General features: G+C 63.0%; 13 protein-coding genes. 8 read left to right on the forward strand and 5 right to left on the reverse strand.

Annotated features, from left to right (window positions below):
* Window positions 1-2 precede the first annotated feature (2 nt).
* Entirely contained in the window at window positions 3-3,377 is a 3,375-nt protein-coding gene (locus GRI32_RS08095; protein ID WP_160590963.1) for a transglutaminase family protein, read from the reverse strand.
* A gap of 107 nt (window positions 3,378-3,484) precedes the next feature.
* Window positions 3,485-5,005, reverse strand: coding sequence for a tryptophan halogenase family protein (locus GRI32_RS08100; protein ID WP_160590965.1), 1,521 nt, complete (start codon window positions 5,003-5,005; stop codon window positions 3,485-3,487).
* A 270-nt stretch (window positions 5,006-5,275) separates the two neighbouring features.
* On the opposite strand from GRI32_RS08100, the gene GRI32_RS08105 reads away from it, so the two are divergent.
* The 6 genes from GRI32_RS08105 to GRI32_RS08130 all read left to right on the forward strand — a co-directional run bounded on the left by GRI32_RS08105 (window position 5,276) and on the right by GRI32_RS08130 (window position 15,768).
* Window positions 5,276-8,599, forward strand: coding sequence for a TonB-dependent receptor (locus GRI32_RS08105; RefSeq protein WP_337190187.1), 3,324 nt, complete (start codon window positions 5,276-5,278; stop codon window positions 8,597-8,599).
* Window positions 8,600-8,727: 128 nt separating this feature from the next.
* On the forward strand, window positions 8,728-9,696 hold the full coding sequence (locus tag GRI32_RS08110; RefSeq protein WP_160590967.1) for a glycoside hydrolase family 16 protein: 969 nt from the start codon (window positions 8,728-8,730) through the stop codon (window positions 9,694-9,696).
* A 4-nt stretch (window positions 9,697-9,700) separates the two neighbouring features.
* Window positions 9,701-10,768, forward strand: coding sequence for a substrate-binding domain-containing protein (locus GRI32_RS08115; protein WP_160590969.1), 1,068 nt, complete (start codon window positions 9,701-9,703; stop codon window positions 10,766-10,768).
* Window positions 10,761-11,963 (forward strand): MFS transporter, encoded by a 1,203-nt coding sequence (locus GRI32_RS08120; RefSeq protein WP_160590971.1) that lies wholly within the window; start codon window positions 10,761-10,763, stop codon window positions 11,961-11,963. Before GRI32_RS08115 ends, GRI32_RS08120 begins: the two co-directional genes overlap by 8 nt.
* A gap of 79 nt (window positions 11,964-12,042) precedes the next feature.
* The gene (locus tag GRI32_RS08125) at window positions 12,043-14,442 is read left to right on the forward strand and encodes a glycoside hydrolase family 3 protein (RefSeq protein WP_237437448.1); all 2,400 of its coding nucleotides are present in this window, start codon (window positions 12,043-12,045) and stop codon (window positions 14,440-14,442) included.
* Window positions 14,443-14,475: 33 nt separating this feature from the next.
* On the forward strand, window positions 14,476-15,768 hold the full coding sequence (locus GRI32_RS08130) for a sugar MFS transporter (RefSeq protein WP_160590973.1): 1,293 nt from the start codon (window positions 14,476-14,478) through the stop codon (window positions 15,766-15,768).
* Window positions 15,769-15,784: 16 nt separating this feature from the next.
* On the opposite strand, the gene GRI32_RS08135 is transcribed toward GRI32_RS08130, so the two are convergent.
* Genes GRI32_RS08135 through panC form a run of 3 tightly spaced genes read right to left on the reverse strand, consistent with a single transcriptional unit; the run spans window position 15,785 to window position 18,525 of the window.
* On the reverse strand, window positions 15,785-16,165 hold the full coding sequence (locus tag GRI32_RS08135; RefSeq protein ID WP_160590976.1) for a nuclear transport factor 2 family protein: 381 nt from the start codon (window positions 16,163-16,165) through the stop codon (window positions 15,785-15,787).
* Between the two features lie 9 nt (window positions 16,166-16,174).
* Complete coding sequence (locus tag GRI32_RS08140) at window positions 16,175-17,665, reverse strand: DUF4403 family protein (RefSeq protein WP_160590978.1); 1,491 nt, start codon at window positions 17,663-17,665, stop codon at window positions 16,175-16,177.
* The gene (panC, locus tag GRI32_RS08145; RefSeq protein WP_160590980.1) at window positions 17,665-18,525 is read right to left on the reverse strand and encodes a pantoate--beta-alanine ligase; all 861 of its coding nucleotides are present in this window, start codon (window positions 18,523-18,525) and stop codon (window positions 17,665-17,667) included. The genes GRI32_RS08140 and panC overlap by 1 nt, the downstream gene beginning before the upstream one ends.
* 92 nt (window positions 18,526-18,617) lie before the next feature.
* Here panC and GRI32_RS08150 point away from each other — a divergent pair, with 92 nt between their 5' ends.
* Both GRI32_RS08150 and GRI32_RS08155 read left to right on the forward strand, forming a co-directional pair.
* Window positions 18,618-19,454, forward strand: a complete 837-nt coding sequence (locus GRI32_RS08150) for a division plane positioning ATPase MipZ (protein ID WP_337190188.1) — start codon at window positions 18,618-18,620, stop codon at window positions 19,452-19,454.
* Window positions 19,455-19,457: 3 nt separating this feature from the next.
* On the forward strand, window positions 19,458-19,745 hold the full coding sequence (locus GRI32_RS08155; RefSeq protein ID WP_160590982.1) for a J domain-containing protein: 288 nt from the start codon (window positions 19,458-19,460) through the stop codon (window positions 19,743-19,745).
* Window position 19,746 lies beyond the last annotated feature (1 nt).

Genomic DNA, 19,746 nt, shown 5'->3' on the forward strand with positions numbered 1-19,746 from the left:
GCTTATGATCCGGCACGCGCCGGGCGTCGCAGGTCAAGAGTCATGGGAAATTCTCCAGGCAATTCTTCGGGCGGCATGGCAACGGTTCCGGGGGAATGGCCATGATCCTGAAACCGCGCCTTGCGCCGCGATTCAGCTTCATAGCTGTTGACCGGGACATCATCATACGACCGCCCGCCCGGATGTGCCACATGATAGACGCATCCGCCCAGCGACCGCCCGTTCCAGCTGTCGAGAATGTCGAACGTCAGCGGGGCGTGCGCCTTCATCGTGGGATGCAGGCAATTGGCCGTGGCCCATGCCTTGTAACGCACCCCGCCAACGCCTTCACCCGGCACGCCGGTGGCCGTCATCGGCACCCGCCGTCCGTTGCAGGCGATGATGTGGCGACCGGGGGTGAGGCCCTTGGCCCGCACCTGCAAGCGCTCTGTCGAACTGTCGACATAGCGCACCGTGCCGCCGATCGCGCCGGTCTCGCCCAGCACGTTCCACGGTTCCAGCGCGTGGCTGATTTCCAGCGTGACGCCGCCGCCTTCCACTTCGCCGTGGACCGGGAAGCGGAACTGGCGCTGCGCTTCGAACCAGTTGGGATCGAAGTCGTATCCGGCCCCGCGCAGGTCCTCCAGCACGGTCATGAAATCCGCCCATACCGGGTGCGGCAACAGGAAACGATCGTGCAGCGCCGTGCCCCAGCGCACCAGTCCGCCATCCTGCGGCTCACGCCAGAACCATGCTGTCAGCGCCCGCAGCAGCAATTGCTGCGCCAGCGACATCTGCGGGTCTGGCGGCATCTCGAACCCGCGGAATTCGACCAGTCCCAGCCGCCCGGTCGGGCCGTCTGGCGAAAACAGCTTGTCGATGCAGATTTCGGTGCGGTGGGTATTGCCGGTCACGTCCACCAGCAGGTTGCGGAACAGCCGGTCGACCAGCCACGGGCGCTGATCCTCCTCATCGCGCGAGGGGACCTGCGCCAGGGCGATTTCCAGCTCATAGATACTGTCATGGCGCGCCTCGTCGATGCGCGGGGCCTGGCTGGTCGGGCCGATGAACATTCCCGAAAACAGATAGCTGAGCGAGGGATGGCGCTGCCAGTAGAGGACAAAGCTCTTGAGCAGGTCGGCCCGGCGGATGAACGGCGAATCCAGCAGGCTTGGTCCACCCAGCACCAGATGGTTGCCACCGCCCGTCCCGATGGACCGCCCGTCCACCATGAACTTGTCGGCGGTCAGCCCGCACTCGCGCGCGGCGGTATAAAGCGTTTCGGTAATGAACACCGCTTCATCCCAGCTGGCCGCTGGCTGGACGTTCACCTCGATCACGCCGGGATCGGGGGTGATCTTCATCACCCGCAGGCGCGGATCGGGCGGCGGCGGATAGCCTTCGATGCGCACCGGCATGCGCTGCGCCTCGGCCACAGCTTCGATGCGGGCGACGATTTCCAGATAGTCTTCCAGCGCCTCCACCGGCGGGATGAACACTGACAGGTGATCGCCGCGCGGCTCTATCGTCAGCGCGGTGCGGACCGCGCCTTCGATGATCTTCTGTTCCGAACGCTCCTGCTGGTCATCGCCGCCACTGGCCACGCGCTCCTTGCGTTGTGCCGGTGCGGGCCTTGCTTCGGGGGCAGCGTCGGCATGTTCGACACCCTGCACCCGGTAATCGGCCAGCGGCTCACGCGGTTCGGCGGTGTCGCGCGGGTGGATATAGGGATAGTCGGACGGCGGCACATAGGGCAGCGATCCCAGCGGCAGGCGGTATCCCAGCGCGCTGTCTCCCGGCACTGCGAACAGCGCGCCGCGCCGCACTTTCCACTTTTCGCTCTTCCAGCGGGATTGGCGCGAGGGTTCACTGTTCCAGCGCTGGATCGGCAGCACATAGCCAACCGGCCTGGACAGTCCGCGCTGGAACGTGCGCATGATGCGGCTGCGTTCCTCCGGATCGTCGATCTTGGGATCGTCCGGGCTGGTGTTATCGGGCAGCTGGGCTTCCTTGACGATCCAGCTGGCGGCGTCTTCGAACACCGGATTGATGAAGTCCTGATCCAGCCCGAAACCGTCGGCGACTTCCTGCAGGAACGGCAGCGCGCCTTCCTGGATCGCTTCATCCTGCTTGCGTGCAGCCTCGCCCTCGATCGGTTCACCCGCAATCAGGCTGGGATCGCGCCACACCGGCACGCCATCGGCGCGCCAGTACAGCGAATAGCCCCAGCGCGGCAGGCTCTCTCCGGGATACCATTTGCCCTGTCCGTGATGCAGCAGTGCAGTGGGCGCAAATTGCTGGCGCAGCTTGCGGATCAGCCGGTCGGCATAGGCCGCCTTGGTCGGGCCCACGGCATCGGCATTCCATTCCGGCGCTTCGAAATCATCGTCGGCAATGAAGGTCGGCTCACCACCTGTGGTCAGGCGAACGTCCTGCGCCACAAGATCGGCATCGACCTGCTGGCCCAGTTCCAGCAGCGCCTGCCAGCGCGCCGGGGTAAACGGCTTGGTGATGCGCACGGCCTCGGCAATGCGGGCAATGCTCATCTCGAAGTGGAAATCGACCTCGGCCGGCTCTGCCGCGCCGCTGATGGGGGCGGCGGTGTTGAAATGGGGCGTGGCGGCCAGCGGGATATGCCCTTCGCCGGCAAACAGCCCCGATGTCGCATCAAGCCCGACCCAGCCGGCACCGGGAAGATAGATCTCTGTCCAGGCATGCAGATCGGTGAAGTCTTCTTCCGGCCCCCTGGGACCTTCGACAGCCTCCACATCGGCCTTCATCTGGATCAGATAGCCGGAGACGAAGCGCGCGGCATAGCCCAGCCGGCGCAATATCTGGATTTGCAGCCAGGCGCTGTCCCGGCACGATCCGGTGCCCAGGCTCAGCGTTTCTTCGGGTGACTGCACGCCCGGCTCCATGCGGATGACATAGCCAATGCGGTTGGCCAGTTCCTGGTTCAGCGTGACCAGGAAATCGATCGTGCGACCTTTCCAGCCGGAGAACTGCGCCACCAGCGCATCAAACAGCGGCCCGTGCTGCTCGGCCCCGAAATAGGCCGAAAGATCCTCACTCAGCGAGGGATCGTAGGAGAACGGCACGCTTTCGGCATAGGGATCGATGAAGAAGTCCAGCGGGTTGATTACCGCCAGTTCGGCCAGCAGATCCACCTCCACGGTGAAGTGGTCGACAGGCTCCGGAAAGACGATCCGCGCCTGCCAGTTGCCGTGCGGGTCCTGCTGCCAGTTGAGGAAATGGTTGGGCGGACTGATCTTGAGCGAATAATTGGGCACAGCGGTGCGGCTGTGCGGCGCGGGCCTGAGGCGCACGACCTGCGGCCCCAATCGGATCGGACGGTTGTAGCGATAGCGGGTGAGGTGATGCAGGGCTGCTTTGATCATGGAGCAGTAGTCCAGCCATTTGTGTTGCGGCGCAACAGAAATCGCAGGTTCCCGCTCCGGGGCATTGATCTCTCCGACATATCAAGAGTTCAGATCAAGAACCCGGATCATAGAGGCGGCGCAGGGCAGTACTTCTGCAGATACTGGGCGTGGCTGGGCATGTGTTTGACAAGGTGGGCGATCGACCGTTCGATCTCGTCAAATTCGTGCTTCAGGTCTGGACCGGCCATTGCGTCGGCTATGGGATTGTGTCCGGCCATGGCGATACCCTGCCCCATCATCACCGCAGCCCAGCTGGTTTCGGTGAACAGCTCGTCATCCTCCCTGAAGATCAGCCCGTTCGACCGGAACAGCTGCATCTTTTCCGTCAGGCTGGGGGGCACATCCATCGTCCGGCAGTAATTCCAGAATTCGGAATCGTCGCGCGATGTGGCCTTGTAATGCAGGATCAGGAAATCGCGGATGCCGTTATATTCCTTGCCCGTTAGGCGGTTGAAGGCATCCTCCTGCGCCTGCGTGATGCCGTCCAGCGACAGGACTGCCACTAGCTTGTTGATCCCGGTGTTGATGAGGTGGATGGACGTGGATTCGAGCGGCTCCATGAATCCTGCCGACAGACCCAGCGCGACGACATTCTTGTTCCAGAACTTCTTCCTGCGGCCGGTGACGAAGCGCAGGAAGTTCGGCTCTGCACCCGGCTTGCCGTCCAGATTGTTCACCAGGATGTCATGCGCTTCATCGTCGCCCATGAACTCGCTGCAATAGACATGGCCGTTGCCGTTGCGATGCTGCAACGGCACGCGCCACTGCCAGCCGGCGGAATGGGCGGTGGCCCTTGTATAGGGCGCGGGCGGGCTGCCGTCTTCGCGCATGCAGGGCAAGGCCACGGCGCGATTGCAGGGCAGGTAATGGGACCAGTCTTCATATCCGGTCTTGAGCGCCTGTTCGATCAGCAGGCCGCGAAAGCCGGAGCAATCGATGAACAGGTCGCCCGAAACAGCCTGCCCGTCATCCATCGTGACACTGGTGACAAAGCCGGTTTCGCCGTCCAGTGTCACATCGCAGACCTTGCCTTCGCGCCGGATGATGCCGCGATCCTCGGCATAGGACCGCAGGAAGCGGGCATAGCGCGTGGCGTCGAGATGATAGGCGTAGTTCATCGGCGGAAGGTCATCGCGCTGATAATCCTGTGTGCGTGCGAACTTGCCGAAATGGGCGGCCATGGTTTCCAGGTTGAACGCCTGGATCGGGCGTCTGTCCCCATCCTGGCGGAAACGGTGCCACACCTGATGGAACGAAATGCCGCCCATCTCATAGCCATAATTGCCGAACGGATGGATGTAGCTGTCGCCCTGCTTGCCCCAGTTGACGAACTGGATGCCCACCTTGAACGTGCCTTGCGTTGCGGCGAGCATCTCCCGCTCGTCAATTTCAAGCAGCTGATTGAAACCGACGAATGGCGGAATGGTCGCCTCGCCAACGCCCACCGTGCCGATCTGTTCGGATTCGATCAGGACGATATCGATGTTGTGACCATTCTTCAGTCGCGAAAGGGCCGCGGCCGCCATCCATCCCGCCGTCCCGCCGCCAACGATTACAATTCGTTCGATTGCCTTTGGTGCGGTCATCTATCCATTTCCCATTCGTTGTCAGCATCAACTTCATGCCACGAAGCTGCGGACAAATCGCGCCCGTAAATCAGCCTGCTTCGCGTATGGTGTTACCATATTGCGACAATCAGATAGCATCGCGGGCAAAATTTGTGAACGTTCATTTTGATGGTTGTGAACGCTCACAATTGCCGCTAACCAGACTGCAATCAAAAGGTCAAATCACGTATTTTCGACTTGGAAAGCGCGAATCGATAACGCGCCAGGTCATGAGAGGGGATAATCACCGTGCGCAAGTCCATGATCCATAACCTGTCGGCCAATCGCGTTCGCGCGCTTGGAACCGCGTCCACCATTGCCCTCAGCTTCGTGCTCGCCGGAAATGCGGCCGCGCAGGAAGTCGGCGATGCGCAGGCTGATGCAACCGAGGTTGCCGCGCCCGAAGCGGCACCAGATGACGGTGATCTTATCGTCGTTACCGGCTACCGCGCCGCGCTGGAAAGCGCGCAGGGCATCAAGCGTAATGCGGATACTTTTGTCGATGTCATTTCAGCTGAAGACATAGGCGCCTTGCCTGATCGCTCTGTCGCCGAGGCGTTGCAGCGCGTACCGGGCGTCAACATCGGCCGTTTCGAGAAGACCACCGATCCTGACCGTTTCTCGGTCGAGGGCACGGGCGTCATCATTCGCGGCCTGCCCTTCGTTCGCTCCGAACTGAACGGCCGTGACATCTTCTCCGCCACCGGTGGCCGCGTGCTCAGCTTCAACGACGTGTCGCCCGAACTGCTGGGCCGCGTGGAAGTGTTCAAGAACGTCACGGCGGACATGATCGACGGCGGCATTGCCGGCACGGTCAACCTGGTGACCCGCAGGCCGCTGGACAATGCCGGCCTGAATATCGCCGGCACGATAGAGGCAACCGTGGGCGATCTGGCAGACAAATGGTCGCCCGGCTTCTCCGTGCTTGCGTCCAACACCTGGGAAACCGGAGCGGGCTCCTTCGGCCTGCAGTTCGGCTATGCCCAGTCGGAACTGATCAGCCGCACTGACGCCTCGCAGATCACCGATCCGTGCTATCGCTCCGGCCTGACCGGCGACGATGGCTGTATCCGCGCGCTGACCGTGATCGACGGCGGTTTCGATGGCGATCCGCAGTTTGATGCGAGCAACTTCCCGCCCTCTGGCTCATTGGTTGTGCCCAAGGGTGCCGGTGTCCGCACGACCGAGCTGGAGCGTGACCGCCAGGCCTATTCGGGCGTGGCCCAGTGGGAAAGCAACGATGGCCGCTTCCTGGCAACGGTGGAATATCTGCGCGCTGAAACGCAGTTCTTCACTGACGAAAACGCGATACTGGCGCAGGTCAACAATGATGGCGAGACGCCTGAGCAAGCTCCGGGCAGCACCTGGACGTTCGACGAAAACGGGATATTCCAGACCGGCGTCCTGACGCTGAGCAACTTTGGCGGCTATGCCAGCCCGTTCGGCGGCATTCGCACCGAGACGGTGCGCTTCCAGCGCGCCACCAAGGCCAACACGGAAGACGTGTCGCTCGATCTCGACTTCGAGGCGACCGATCGCCTGCGCTTCAACTTCGAAGCCCAGCACATCAGTTCCAACCTGTCGCGCGATTCCATCATCGGCGCGATGAATACCTGGGCCGATATTGCCCTGGATACCTCGCGCGGAACTCCGCAGGTGCAGTTCCTCAAGCCCACCGGCGCTCCGGACGATTATTTCACCAGCGGCGATTATTCCTATTACTGGTTCGTGCTCGACAGCGCCGAGCAGAATGACGGCCAGCTCGACAGCCTGCGCTTCGATGCGGAATATGACCTGAGCGACGATGGTTTCTTCAAGGCGGCACGCTTCGGCGCGCGCTGGTCGGACCGCACGCGCACGACGCGCAACACCGATTTCAGCACCTGGGGCAACCTGTCCGCGCCTTGGGCTGGCCGCGCCGGCTGCGCCCCGTGGGGCCAGACCTCGACCGGTGCGGATTGTACGTTCGAGCCTGGCCGACTCTATACCGGCCTGGACGGACAGGAATTCGCCACGGGTGGCGGTGCCTTCACCGACGACTTCCCCAACTACTCGCAGACCCGCAATCCGTTTGCCGACGGCTTCCAGCGCGGCACTTCTCCCGCACCAATCGCGGACAATTCGGCATGGTTCTTCGGCGGTGACGATCTGCTGGGCGAATATCTGGCCGGTGATACACTTGCACAGGCGCAGGAAATCAACGCCTTCTCGGTTACGCCCAACCCCTTCTTCGGGGTGCAGGGTCGCCAGTTCACCAATGCCGTGAGCGGCGAAACGGTGGCCTGCGATCCCTTCTGCCCGTCCGAGATCTCCGACGTTACCGAAGTGACCAATGCCGCCTATGGCCGGATCGATTTTGGCCATGATTTCGACAGCGGCATGACGCTGGAGGGCAATTTCGGCATGCGCTATGTCAGGACCAAGGTGAAAACCGGCGGCCTGATCGGCTTCCCCAACCCGTTCTTCTTTGACAGCGGACCGGGCGGCGATGGCGATGGCGTGGTGCAGGTCTCTGAAATCCAGCAAGCCTGTACACTGCCTGCCCCTGGCGGCGCGGCGCGCGGCTATTGCGAGCTTTCGCCTGAGCGTCTGGCCGAATTTGCCGCTGCGCACACGGGCGAAATCCTGGTGGATGATCGCAACATCACCTTCGAACACTGGCTGCCAAGCTTCAATGCCAAGCTCGACGTGGGCGGTGGCCTGCTGTTCCGTGCTGCGGTTTCCAAGAACATCGCCCGCCCGGATCTGCAACTGTTCCGCGCTGGCGGCGGACTTGGTGACAACACCAATGATCTGCTGGCTGGCGGTACGCTGGAAACCGGGCCGCTGTTCCAGCTGTCCACCGGCAACCGCAATCTTCGTCCGGTCGAATCGTGGAACTATGACATCTCGGCCGAATGGTACTTCGATGCCCTGGGTTCGCTGACCTTTTCCGCCTTCCTCAAGGACATCAGCGGATTTGTGAACACGGGTGCCACCCTGGTGAACTATACCAGCGACAGCGGCGTGTCCCTGGATGTGGAGGTCAACGGACCGGCCAATGATCAGGGCGGCAAGCTGACCGGCTTTGAAATGACCTATCAGCAGACCTATGACTTCCTGCCGGGACTGCTCAGCGGGCTGGGTTCGCAGTTCACCTATACCTATGTCGATGGCGGCAACTTCTCACCGGCCAATCTCGACAGCGATACCGGCGGCACGCTGGGCGGGGGCACATTCGTCTCGCTCCAGCCGCTGGCCGGAATTTCCGAGCATACTTTCAATGCGACGATCTTCTACGAGAAGGGACCGCTGTCTGCCCGTGCTGCCTATAACTGGCGGTCGGACTTCCTGATTACGCCGCGTGATGACATCTGGCCTTATTCGCCGATCTGGCAGGAATCGACCGGCCAGCTCGATGCCTCGATCTTCTATGAGGTGTCGGAAGGCATCAAGGTCGGCGTTCAGGGTGTGAACCTGCTCGATGCCGTCACCCGCACTTCGCAGGTCATTGATTTTGACGGGACGCGCGTGACGCGTTCGGCATTCCGCAATGACCGCCGCTTCACCTTCCTCGCGCGCTTCGCTCTCTGACGAAGCTCTCTCCCCCGGGGTTGGACGGGAACGGGCTCTTGCTTCGGCAAGAGCCTGTTTTTCGTGATAGTCAGGCAGAATACAAACGAACCGGATAGCGGGACATGATGATCAGGCGCTGTATTTCGATGTCCGCACTTGGCGCCTGCCTGCTGGGCCTGACGGGCTGCGCAAGTGTCGGCGCTGACCCCGGTGCCCGTGAAAATGCGCCAGCGACTGAACCCACCGCGCAGTGGCAGCTCGTGTGGTCCGATGAGTTTGCGGGTAGCCAGATCGACACAGGCAAATGGGCATTCGATGTCGATTGCTGGGGCGGCGGCAATGACGAACAGCAGTGCTACACCGATAATCCGCGCAATGCCGCGGTCCGCGATGGCAGGCTGGTCATCACCGCCCGCGACGAACAGGCGAGCGGCCCGGCATGGCCCATCCACATGCGCGGCGACGTTGCCGATCCCGATGTAACTGCCACCAGGCCCTTCACCTCCGCCAGGCTGACCACGCGCGGCAATGCATCGTGGCTCTATGGCAAGATCGAGATACGCGCCCGCCTGCCGCAGGGTCAGGGCACCTGGCCGGCCATCTGGATGCTTCCCGAAGACGACCTGTATGGGGGCTGGGCACGGTCGGGAGAGATCGACATTCTGGAAGCGGTCAATCTGGGCGTGGCGTGCCCGCAATGTCCCACGGGCCGCGAAGACACGATTCTGGGGACGCTGCATTTTGGCGGCGCCTGGCCGGACAATGAGCTGGCCAGCACCGAGATTCATTATCCGCAGGTGCTGGAAGGTTTCCACACGTTCGGCGTGGTATGGAGCCGCGGGCAGTTCACCTGGACAGTGGATGGCGAGGTCTATGCCACACGGGATGCGCGCGAATGGTTCACCACCTCATCGGACGAACCCGGTGCCCCCTTTGACCAGCGTTTCCACCTGATCCTGAACCTGGCCATCGGTGGCGGACTGCCCGAACGGCGCGGTCTGGGCGGCGTGTCCCGGGAAAATTTCCCCAAGGCCATGGAAATAGACTGGGTTCGCGTCTGGCAATGCGGTTCCGATCCGGCTAGTCCGGATACCTGCGCCATCGAGGGGAGCTAAGGCCGTGGCAAGGCGTCGGCAGGCGGTCACCATCAAACATGTTGCAGCTGATGCGGGGGTCTCCCTGCAAACGGTCAGCCGCGTCATCAATAATGAACCCAATGTCCGCCCGGAAATGCAGCAGCGGGTGCAGGCCTCGATCGACAAGCTGGGCTATGTGCCCTCGATCGCCGCCCAGCGCATGAGCGGATCGCGGTCCTACCTGATCCTGGCGCTGAATGACCGTGAGCGGACGATCAAGGACTGGCGCGCACGCGAAGGCAGCGACTGGGTGGACCAGATGCTGCTGGGCGGAATGCTCAAATGCGCAGAGCACGGCTATCGCCTGATTTTCGAACTGGTCGACACGCATAACGATCATGTCGAGCGCGAACTGGGCAATGCCATCGCCGCCCTGCTGCCTGACGGTGTGATCCTCACCCCGCCGCATTCGGACAACCCGCTGATCATCGGCCTGCTGGAACGGCAGAATATTCCGTTCGCGCGCATCGGTTCAAAGGGCGGAGGGCCTGGCCTGGCCCTGACGATGGACGATGAAGGATCGGCCCGGCTGGCCACACGGCACCTGATCGACAAGGGCCACAAGCGCATCGGCTTTATTGCCGGCTCGCCCGAATACAGCCTCAGCGCCTGGCGGGTGGACGGCTGGCGACAGGAAATGGAAGACGCCGGTTTGCCGGTCGAAGGTCTGCTGGCACAGGGGGACTTCAGCTATCAGTCCGGGGTGAAGGCGGCGCGCGAACTGCTGGGCAAGTCTGCCCGGCCAACGGCAATCATCGCCAGTAACGACCAGATGGCGCTGGCGACCCGCGCCGTGGCGGCGGAGATGGGCTTGCGCGTCCCGTCCGATCTCTCGCTGATCAGCTTCGACAACACGCCCGTGGTGCGCTTCATCCAGCCGCCGCTGACCGCTATCGACCAGCCGATTGCGCAAACCGTGTCGCGCGCGGTGGAACTGATCATAGAGGCCAAGAACGGCGAAGCTGCACCGGATGGGCCGGTCAACATCGCGGGAAGTCTGGTGGAGCGCAAATCGGTTGCCGCCCCGGGCGACCAGAGCCGATATGAATAACGCTGGCCGGGACACGCGCCAATCGACCCGCTTCATGTTGCTCTATGCCCTGGCCGCTGCCGGCGGGGCCACTGCCTATGTTCCCTTCCTCACCGTGCTGCTGCCTGTCCGGGTTGCCGATCTTGCCGGGGCGCAGGACATTGCCTGGCTGGCCTATGTCGCCTTTTTCGGCGCCATAGCATCCAGCCTTTCCAATATCGGCTTCGGCTGGCTCAGCGATATCACCGGCAACCGGCGCGGATGGATTGCGTGCGGCATGGTCCTGTCCTGCGCCCTGCTGCTGTGCGTCACGCAGGTACAGGACCTGACCGGACTGATCGCGGTGATCGTGGTCTGGCAATTGTGCCTCAACATGATGCTTGCGCCTTTGACCGCATGGGCCGGCGATTGCGTTCCTGACCGGCAGAAGGGCCTGCTTGGCGGCTTGTTGTCCTTCTCTCCGGCATTGGGTGCACTGGCGGGCGTGGTCGTCACCCATCCGGGAATGGCGTCCGATGACGTGCGGCTGATGCTGGTTGCCGCCATGGTGGTGGGCTGTGTCTCGCCCGTGTTGATAATGGGGGCGCCGCGCCGCTTCCCCGAACTCAACCAGCCTTCCGCCATCGACCAAACACCGCGCAAGGCGAGAGACTGGGCGGCACTGACACCTGCCATCCGCATGTGGATCGCCCGCCTGCTGATGCAGATATCCGAAGCCGCCCTGTTTGCGTATCTGTACTTCTGGTTCCGCTCCATCTCCCCCGGCTTTGGCGACAATGACGTGGCCCGCGTATTTGGGCTGGTGCTGCTGGTCTCCGTGCCGTTTTCCCTGCTGTGCGGGCGCTGGGTGGACCGGCACAACCGGCCCAATTTGCCGCTGGTGGTGGGGGCAGCGCTGTCCGCCGTCGGCCTGCTGACCATGGCCGCAGCTCAGGATCTGGTGCTGGCGATTGCCGGCTATGTGTTGTTCGGTATCGCCTCGGCGATCTTCCTGGCGCTCCATTCGGCCCAGACATTGCGCGTGCTGCCCAGGCCCGAACACCGCGGGCGGGACCTGGGCATCTTCAACCTGACCAACACGGTGCCCTCGCTCATCATGCCCGGCCTCACGCTGGCGATGGTGCCCTTGTTCGGCTTTTCGGGCCTGTTTGTCCTGCTGACGGCGCTGGCTGTTGTGGCAGGCCTGCTGCTGGTGGCGCTTCCCCGTCCAAAATAGCTTTCGCTACCCCCTTGTGAAGATGACCCGGGCGGGTTATTGAGAACGTTCACATAGAAGCAATAAAGAGAATTCGGGGATGATGTCCACAAAGCGCCGCATGGGCTTTGCAATCGCGTTTGTTCTGGGCCTTTCGGGCTGTGCACAGGCGCCGCTGGAGCAAGGCCCCAATCCGGCAGAGATGAGCGTCGAGGAAATTCTCGAGGCGATGACGCTGGAGCACAAGATCGGCCAGCTGATCATGCCCGACATCTCCACCATCACGATGGAGGATGTCGAACAATACCGCTTCGGCATGATCCTGAACGGCGGAAACAGCGGGCCGGGCGGCGATGATCTGGCTGCCGCTCCCCTGTGGCTGGACCTGGCCGATGCAGTGTGGGAAGCGTCGAGCGCTCCGCTGGGCGCGGAGGAGCCGTCCATTCCGGCCTTGTGGGCCACCGATGCGGTGCACGGTCACAGCAACATCCCCGGTGCCACGCTGTTCCCGCACAATATCGCCCTTGGCGCGGCGGGTGACGAGGACCTGATGGTCCGCATCGGCGAGGCCACGGCTGCGGAAATCGCCGCGACCGGCATCGACTGGACCTTTGCCCCCACCATTGCGGTTGCCCGCGATGATCGCTGGGGCCGGACCTATGAGAGCTTCTCCGAAGATACCGATCTGGTCGCCCGGCTGGGTGCGGCCAACATTATCGGCCTGCAGGGCGATCCGGCCAGCGACAGCTTTCTGGATGAGCGCCACGTTATCGCCACGGCCAAGCACTTCTTTGCCGATGGCGGCACCAACGGGCTGGATCAGGGCGATGCCGCAGGTGATCTGGACGAACTGATCGCCGTGCACGGCACGCCCTATATCCCGGCCATCGCCGCCGGTGTGCAGACGGTCATGGTCTCCTTTTCCAGCATCAACGGCGTCAAGATGCACGGCAATGAGCCGCTGCTCAAAGGCCTGCTGCGCGATCAATATGGCTTTGAGGGGCTGACCGTGGGTGACTGGAACGGCCATGGGCAATTGCCCGGCTGCACGGCTTCCAACTGCCCCGATGCGCTGCTGGCGGGACTGGATGTCTATATGGTGCCCGAAGACTGGCGCGATCTGTATGACAGCCTGCTGGAGCAGGCGCGTGCCGGCACCATTCCGATGGAGCGCATAGACGAGGCCGTTGGCCGCATGTTGCGCCTGAAGATGGCCTATGGCCTGTTCACCAAGCCACGCCCGTCGGAGCGCGCCGTGGGCGGCGACTGGGATATCATCGGATCACCCCAGCACCGCGAAATCGCCCGCGAGGCCGTTCGCAAATCGCTGGTCCTGCTGGAGAACGACGGCGTCCTGCCGATCCGCTCCTCCGCGCGCATCGTGGTGGCGGGCGCGGCTGCCGATGACGTGGTGCGCCAGTCGGGCGGCTGGACGGTCACCTGGCAGGGCGGCGGTGAGCTGACCGAGGACAATCTGCCGGGCGCAACCTCCGTCTATGACGGTATCGCCGCAGCCATGAGCGAGGGCGGGGGTGAGGCCATCCTTGCCAGCGATGGTACATTCACTGGCCGCGCCGATGCCGCAATCGTGGTGTTTGGCGAACAGCCCTATGCCGAATTCGAAGGCGACAGGGCCGATCTCGCCTTCCGGGATGAGGAAGGTCTGGGACTGCTGCGCCGCTTCAAGCGCGCGGGCATACCCACGGTCGCCGTGTTCCTTTCCGGCCGCCCGCTGTGGGTTAACCGGGAGCTGGCGGAGGCGGATGCCTTTGTGGCGGCATGGTTGCCGGGCAGCGAGGGGCAGGGCGTGGCCGATGTGCTGATCGGCACCGCCGATGGAGCTGCGCGGCATGATTTCACCGGCAAACTGTCATTCGGCTGGCCTTCGGGCTGCCTGGCGCAATCCGATCTGTTGTTCCCGCTTGGCTTTGGCGGCTCCTACGCCCGTCCGCCTGCTGCGCGCAATTATGCGACCCAGTGCAGCGCCCTGAATGCCACACAGGCAGGCAGGATCGCACTTTTCGACCGGGGTCTCGCCCAGAATGTGACGGCCCGAGTATCGGCAGGTGCGGCCAGCAGCGATCTGCCACGGTTGCGCGGCACATCTGCCAGCGGCACGTTCACCGCATCGGGTGTCGATCTGGACGCACAGGAAGATGCCCGCCTGCTCAGCTGGACTGGTCCGGCCCGCCTGGAATTGGTGCTGGCGGAAGGGGCGCAGCTGCCCCCCAATGCAGCGATCGCCATCGAATATATCGCCGCCGAGAGGCCGGGCAGTTCGCTCTCGCTGATCAGTGACAGCGGCACGCTGGACATAACCGACACCATCGAACTGGCAGTGGGCAAGGGCCGCCGCCGGGCCACGATTGCGCTTGCCTGTCTTGGCAACAAGGCACCTGCCATTCTTGGCCTTGCGGCCGATGGCGCTGCTGAAATCACCATAGCATCGCTCGCCATCGTTCCGGGGCAAGCAACGCATTCATGTAACGGACCGTTCTAGCCCGATCTAGAAGGCCGCCGGAGGGGAATTATCATGGCATTGGCACCCAATATCGCGACCAGCACAGACCCTAATCCGATCGAGGATAGCGGCGAGCACATCAACGCCCCCGGGCTGCAATATTTCGTGTTCGCGCTGTTCTTCATCTTTGGCGGCATCACCTCGCTCAACGATGTGATCATCCCCAAGTTGAAGGAGCTGTTCACGCTCAATTACACGCAGGCCATGCTGGTGCAGTTCTGCTTCTTTGCCGCCTATGCGATTGTCGGCATTCCGGGCGCACGGCTGGTCAAGAAACTGGGCTACATGCGCGGGGCGGTGGCCGGGCTGGTGATCATGATGGCGGGCTGCCTGCTGTTCATTCCTGCCTCGCAGACGGCCACCTATGCGCTGTTCCTGTTCGCGCTGTTCATTCTCGCCAGCGGCGTGGTGATCGTGCAGGTGGTGGCCAATCCGCTGATCAGCCTGCTTGGCCCATCGCGTACGGCGCACAGCCGCCTGACTTTTGCGCAGGCGTTCAATTCGCTGGGCACCACCGTGTTTCCCATCGTCGGCTCGATCATCATTCTGGGCAGCCTTGCCACCATCAGCGCAGACCAGCTTTCGGGCGCGGAACTGACCGCTTACCGGCAGGCCGAAAGCGAAGCGATCTGGCAGGGCTATCTGGGCCTTGCCGTGCTGATCGGCCTGGTTGCCGCCGTGGTGTGGCTGTTCCGCAACCGCCTGCAGGGTGAAAAGCATGAGGCATCGGGCGGACTGGCCGGACTGGACCTGCTGAAGCGCGGGCGGTTCGGTTACGGCGCCTTGTGCATCTTCCTGTATGTGGGGGCCGAGGTTTCCATCGGTTCGATCATCGTCAGCTATCTGATGCAGGCGCACGTGCTCAACGTGGCGGAGAATGTCGCCGGGCCGATGATCGGGCTTTACTGGGGCGGCGCCATGGTTGGCCGGTTCATCGGATCGGCGCTGTTGCGCATGCTCAGTCCGGGCAAGATTCTTGCCTTCGTGGCGGCGGGCGCGATCACGCTGATCGCCATCTCGGCCAATTCAACCGGCGAAGTGGCGGCCTATACGCTGCTGGCAGTGGGCCTGATGAATTCGATCATGTTCCCGACCATCTTCTCGCTCGCCTGTGAGAAGCTGGGTCCGCGTGCGGCGGATGGATCGGGCATCATCAATGTGGCGATCTGCGGCGGGGCGATCGTGCCGCTGCTGTTCGGAGTGATTGCCGATACCAGCGGCAGCCTGACATTCGCGCTGATGCTGCCGGTGATCTGCTATGCCATCATCGCCGGCTTCGGGATTTTCGCCCGGCGCCCCGCCTGACGGGAACTCCCGCACCTCACGGTTTGAAACGCGCGCCTCTGATGTGGGTGAACTGATCGCCTGCAAGCTCATACATGGCGATGGTTTCAACCGTGCGGTGATCGCCTGCCCTGGTTGGCCAGATTTCAAAGTCCGGCCAGTCCTTGAAGGTATCGAAAGTGGTGCGGCAGTGCATGGCGATGCGGGTGGGGGTGACGATCACGTCCAGCGGGGTGACCACCTCGGTGATATGCGCCTTCACCTCGCGGTAGAAGGACAGGATGTTCTCACGCCCGACGATTGTCTTCGATCCGCCCAGCTCGAACACCACGTCATCGGCATAGAAACGGCCGAACCCGTCAAAATCATTGCCGTTGAACGCCGCCACATAGGACCGGAAATCCTCTTCAGTCATCATGCCTTCTCCCTAATTGATGCTTGCCGATAGCCGCGCCGTGCCCACTGCGGCCACCGGCAGGAACAGGCCCCGTCCGGTCACCTGGATCGGACCGTGACCAACGCTGGTGATGGAGGCATTTATCTGCACGCCTTCTGCGGCAAGATTGGCCAGCGCTTCGCGGGCATCGGCAATAACGCCTTCATATTCGCGGGTGAAATCGCCCACCAGCGCCTGTTCAATCCCGGCGCGCAGCTCTTCGCCTGCAACCATGCGGGTGAGCAGGTCCACTGCGGGCCGGTCACTGTCGCCATAAATGGTCAGGTCGCGGATTGCGATCACGGCGCTGTCAGGTTCATTGAAGGGGATGCCGGTGAGCCAGACCTTGCCCTGCGCGCTGCCATAGCGCGAGGCGATGCCTTCGCTTGGCGCCACCTGCGCATCCACGCCCACGGCGATGCGGCCATTCTCGGTCGCGTAGATTTCCACTGAGCGGAAATCCGCAGTGATCGCGCCCACCTGCGGCAGGGACAGGCCCTTTTCGTTGAGCTTTCGCAAGGCCCGCAGCAGCACCGGTTCCAGATGGGCATATTGCGCCAGCACGGGCACCGCCAGATGCAGCCCGTCGCGGCTGATGTTCTGAGCGCGCGGCGGCAGCGCGGTGGGTGTGGGCGCGGGCGGGCGGTCGCCAATCACCGTTTCCGTGCGCGCGGCCAGCGCGATGTCGACCAGCATCTGCCGTCCTTCGAAGTGGTACCCATCCACGCCCAGCGCCTGCGGGGTGATGCGCATCCATGCAGGCGGGTTCTCGCCATTGAGGGAGATCACGGCAAAGCCCTTCTCCCAGGCATTATCGACAAAGGGATGCAGCTGGATACGGGCAAATTCGCGCTCCAGCTCTCGTTCCAGACTGGTGACCAGGCCCTGCAACTCGCGGTCTGCGTGGCTGGTCAGGCGGATGCGCTGTCCCAGGAAATCAATCCCCGGCTCCTCGCTCCAGTCATAGGATACGTCGATATTGGCGCGCAGCCGCCAGTCCGGCGTGACCGAAAGCCGCGCGCGAAGCGTGGCCATGACAGAGCCGGTGGCGGTTTCGCCTTCCAGTATGCCGCCGATATCCTCTGCCCGCAGGCTGGCATTGACCGGCAGGCGGATCAGCAGGTCACGCCCGCGGCCCGACAAGGTGATGCGCCCGCGCGTCGCCTCTCCCAATATGCGGCAGGCGATATCGGGGGTGAGCGCAATATCCAGCCCAAGGCGGCGCACGCGCTGGGCCGGGATGCAATTGCTGCGCTGCTCGTCAATCGACCACAGGCGGCGCGGGATGCGATCCTGCAACGCGGATTGCAACTGATCGAGCGAGATCGCCAGCGGCACGCGCATGGTCGAACTGGCGGTATCGATGACCGGCGCGGTTTCCACGCGCGCTGGCGGCTCGACCTCGATTTCATTGCTGCATGCCGTTAGACCCAGAGCCATCATCGCGGCCGCCGTCATGGCCCTGATGGCGGCGAAGCGCATCAGATGCGCGCCTCTACGGCCATATTGTCGATCAGGCGGGTCTGGCCGATCCGTGCCGCCACCAGCAGGCGGGCGGGCCTTTGCGGTGTGCCCGGCAGCAGCGCCAGGCTTTCGGCATCGGCCAGGCTGGCATAATCGACTGAGGCAAAACCGGCGGCGAGCAATTGCTGCTCCAGCCATGCCAGCGTGGCGGCAACATCCTCGCCCCGCTCGATCCGCGCAATCGCCTCGCGCATGGCCTGATTCAGCCGTGCTGCCGCCTGCCGGTTTGCCGGTGAGAGATAGGCATTGCGGCTGCTCATCGCCAGCCCGTCGGACTCACGCACGGTCGGTATGCCGATGATATTGCCCGCATGGGGCAGGATCAGGTCCAGATCGCGCGCCATGCGGCGGATCACCGCCAGCTGCTGCCAGTCCTTCTCCCCGAACAGAGCGACATCGGGGCGCACCTGATTGAACAATTTGCACACCACCGTGGCCACACCGTCGAAATGGCCGGGACGCGAGGCGCCGCACAAGCCCTCGCTCACGCCTGCCACGGTGATCGATGTGGCAAAGCCGCCGGGATACATCTCGGCTCCATCCGGCGCCCATAACAGTGCCACGCCTTCGCTCTCCAGCAAGGCCTTGTCCCGCTCCAGCTGGCGCGGATAGGCGTCCAGATCCTCATTCGGGCCGAACTGGGTGGGATTGACGAAGATCGAAACCACCACGTGGGGCGCATATTTCTTCGCCTCGCGCACCAGAGTCAGATGGCCGTCATGCAAGGCGCCCATGGTGGGGACCAGGGCAATCTTGCCCTGTTCGCGCAAGTCATCCACAGCTTCACGCAAATGTGTGATGTGGTTGATGGTTTGCACGGGCTCTCCCCTCCGATAAGGTCTCCTCAACAGACCTGGCCTCAGCTGCCTGCCTAGCCTCAGCTGCCTGATAGAGAAAGCCTGCCCTTATCGTGAGCGCAAATACAGCCCATCGCCCCGCCCACCGGATCGTCTTCGCCAATGAGAAGGGCGGGACCGGCAAATCCACCACCGCCGTGCATGTGGCGGTGGCGCTTGCCTATCAGGGCGCGAAGGTCGCCGCGATCGATCTCGATACCCGCCAGCGCACCATGCACCGCTATTGCGAAAACCGCGCCGAAACGCGTGAGCGCCGCCAGATCGATCTGCCCGGCCCGCAGTGTGCCGTGTTCGAAGGCGAGGATATTGCCCAGCTGGAGCAACAGGTCGCGCGGCTGGGTGAAGGCATGGACTTCATCATCTTCGATACGCCGGGACGCGATGATCCCTTTGCCCGCCATGTCGCCACCGAGGCCGATACGCTGGTCACGCCGATGAACGACAGCTTCGTCGATTTCGACCTGATCGGGCAGGTCGATGCGGAAACCTTCAAGGTCCGCCGCCTGAGCTTTTATGCAGAGCTGATCTGGGAAGCACGTCTGAAGCGCAGCCGCGCCACGGTGGAGCAGCAGCGCCGGGAAATGGACTGGGTGGTGGTGCGCAACCGCACCGGCCACACCGATGCCCGCAACCAGCGCCGCATCGATCAGGCGCTGACAGAACTTTCCAAGCGCGTGGGCTTTCGCATTTCGCACGGCCTGTCGGAGCGCGTGGTGTACCGCGAGCTGTTTCCGTCCGGCCTGACACTGCTGGACAAGGGGCATCTGGGCGAACTGGGCACCAGCCATCTGGTTGCGCGGCAGGAATTGCGCGCGCTGGTCGCCAATCTCAAACTGCCCATGCCGGCCCGCCCCTCCGAACTGGCGCTGCAACCCAGCGAGGCGGCCTGAGCCATGACGCGCCTGATCGTCCTTGCCGCTCTTGGCTGTATCGCCTTCAAGATGATCACCGGGCGCTGGCCATGGGAAAAGAAAATATCCACGCGCGGCCTTGCGATCTATCGGGCGCGCAGGTTGCTGGGGGTTGAAGCAGGCGCCGGCAGGGAAGAAATTGTTGCAGCGCACAAGCGATTGGTCACTATGGTGCATCCAGACAAGGGCGGCACCAATGAACAGGTGCACGAAGCCAATGCTGCGCGTGATTTGTTGTTTGATGAACTTCCCGGCCGATCGGTCAATTAGC

The sequence above is a fragment of the Alteraurantiacibacter aestuarii genome (assembly GCF_009827405.1).
GTDB lineage: Bacteria > Pseudomonadota > Alphaproteobacteria > Sphingomonadales > Sphingomonadaceae > Alteraurantiacibacter > Alteraurantiacibacter aestuarii.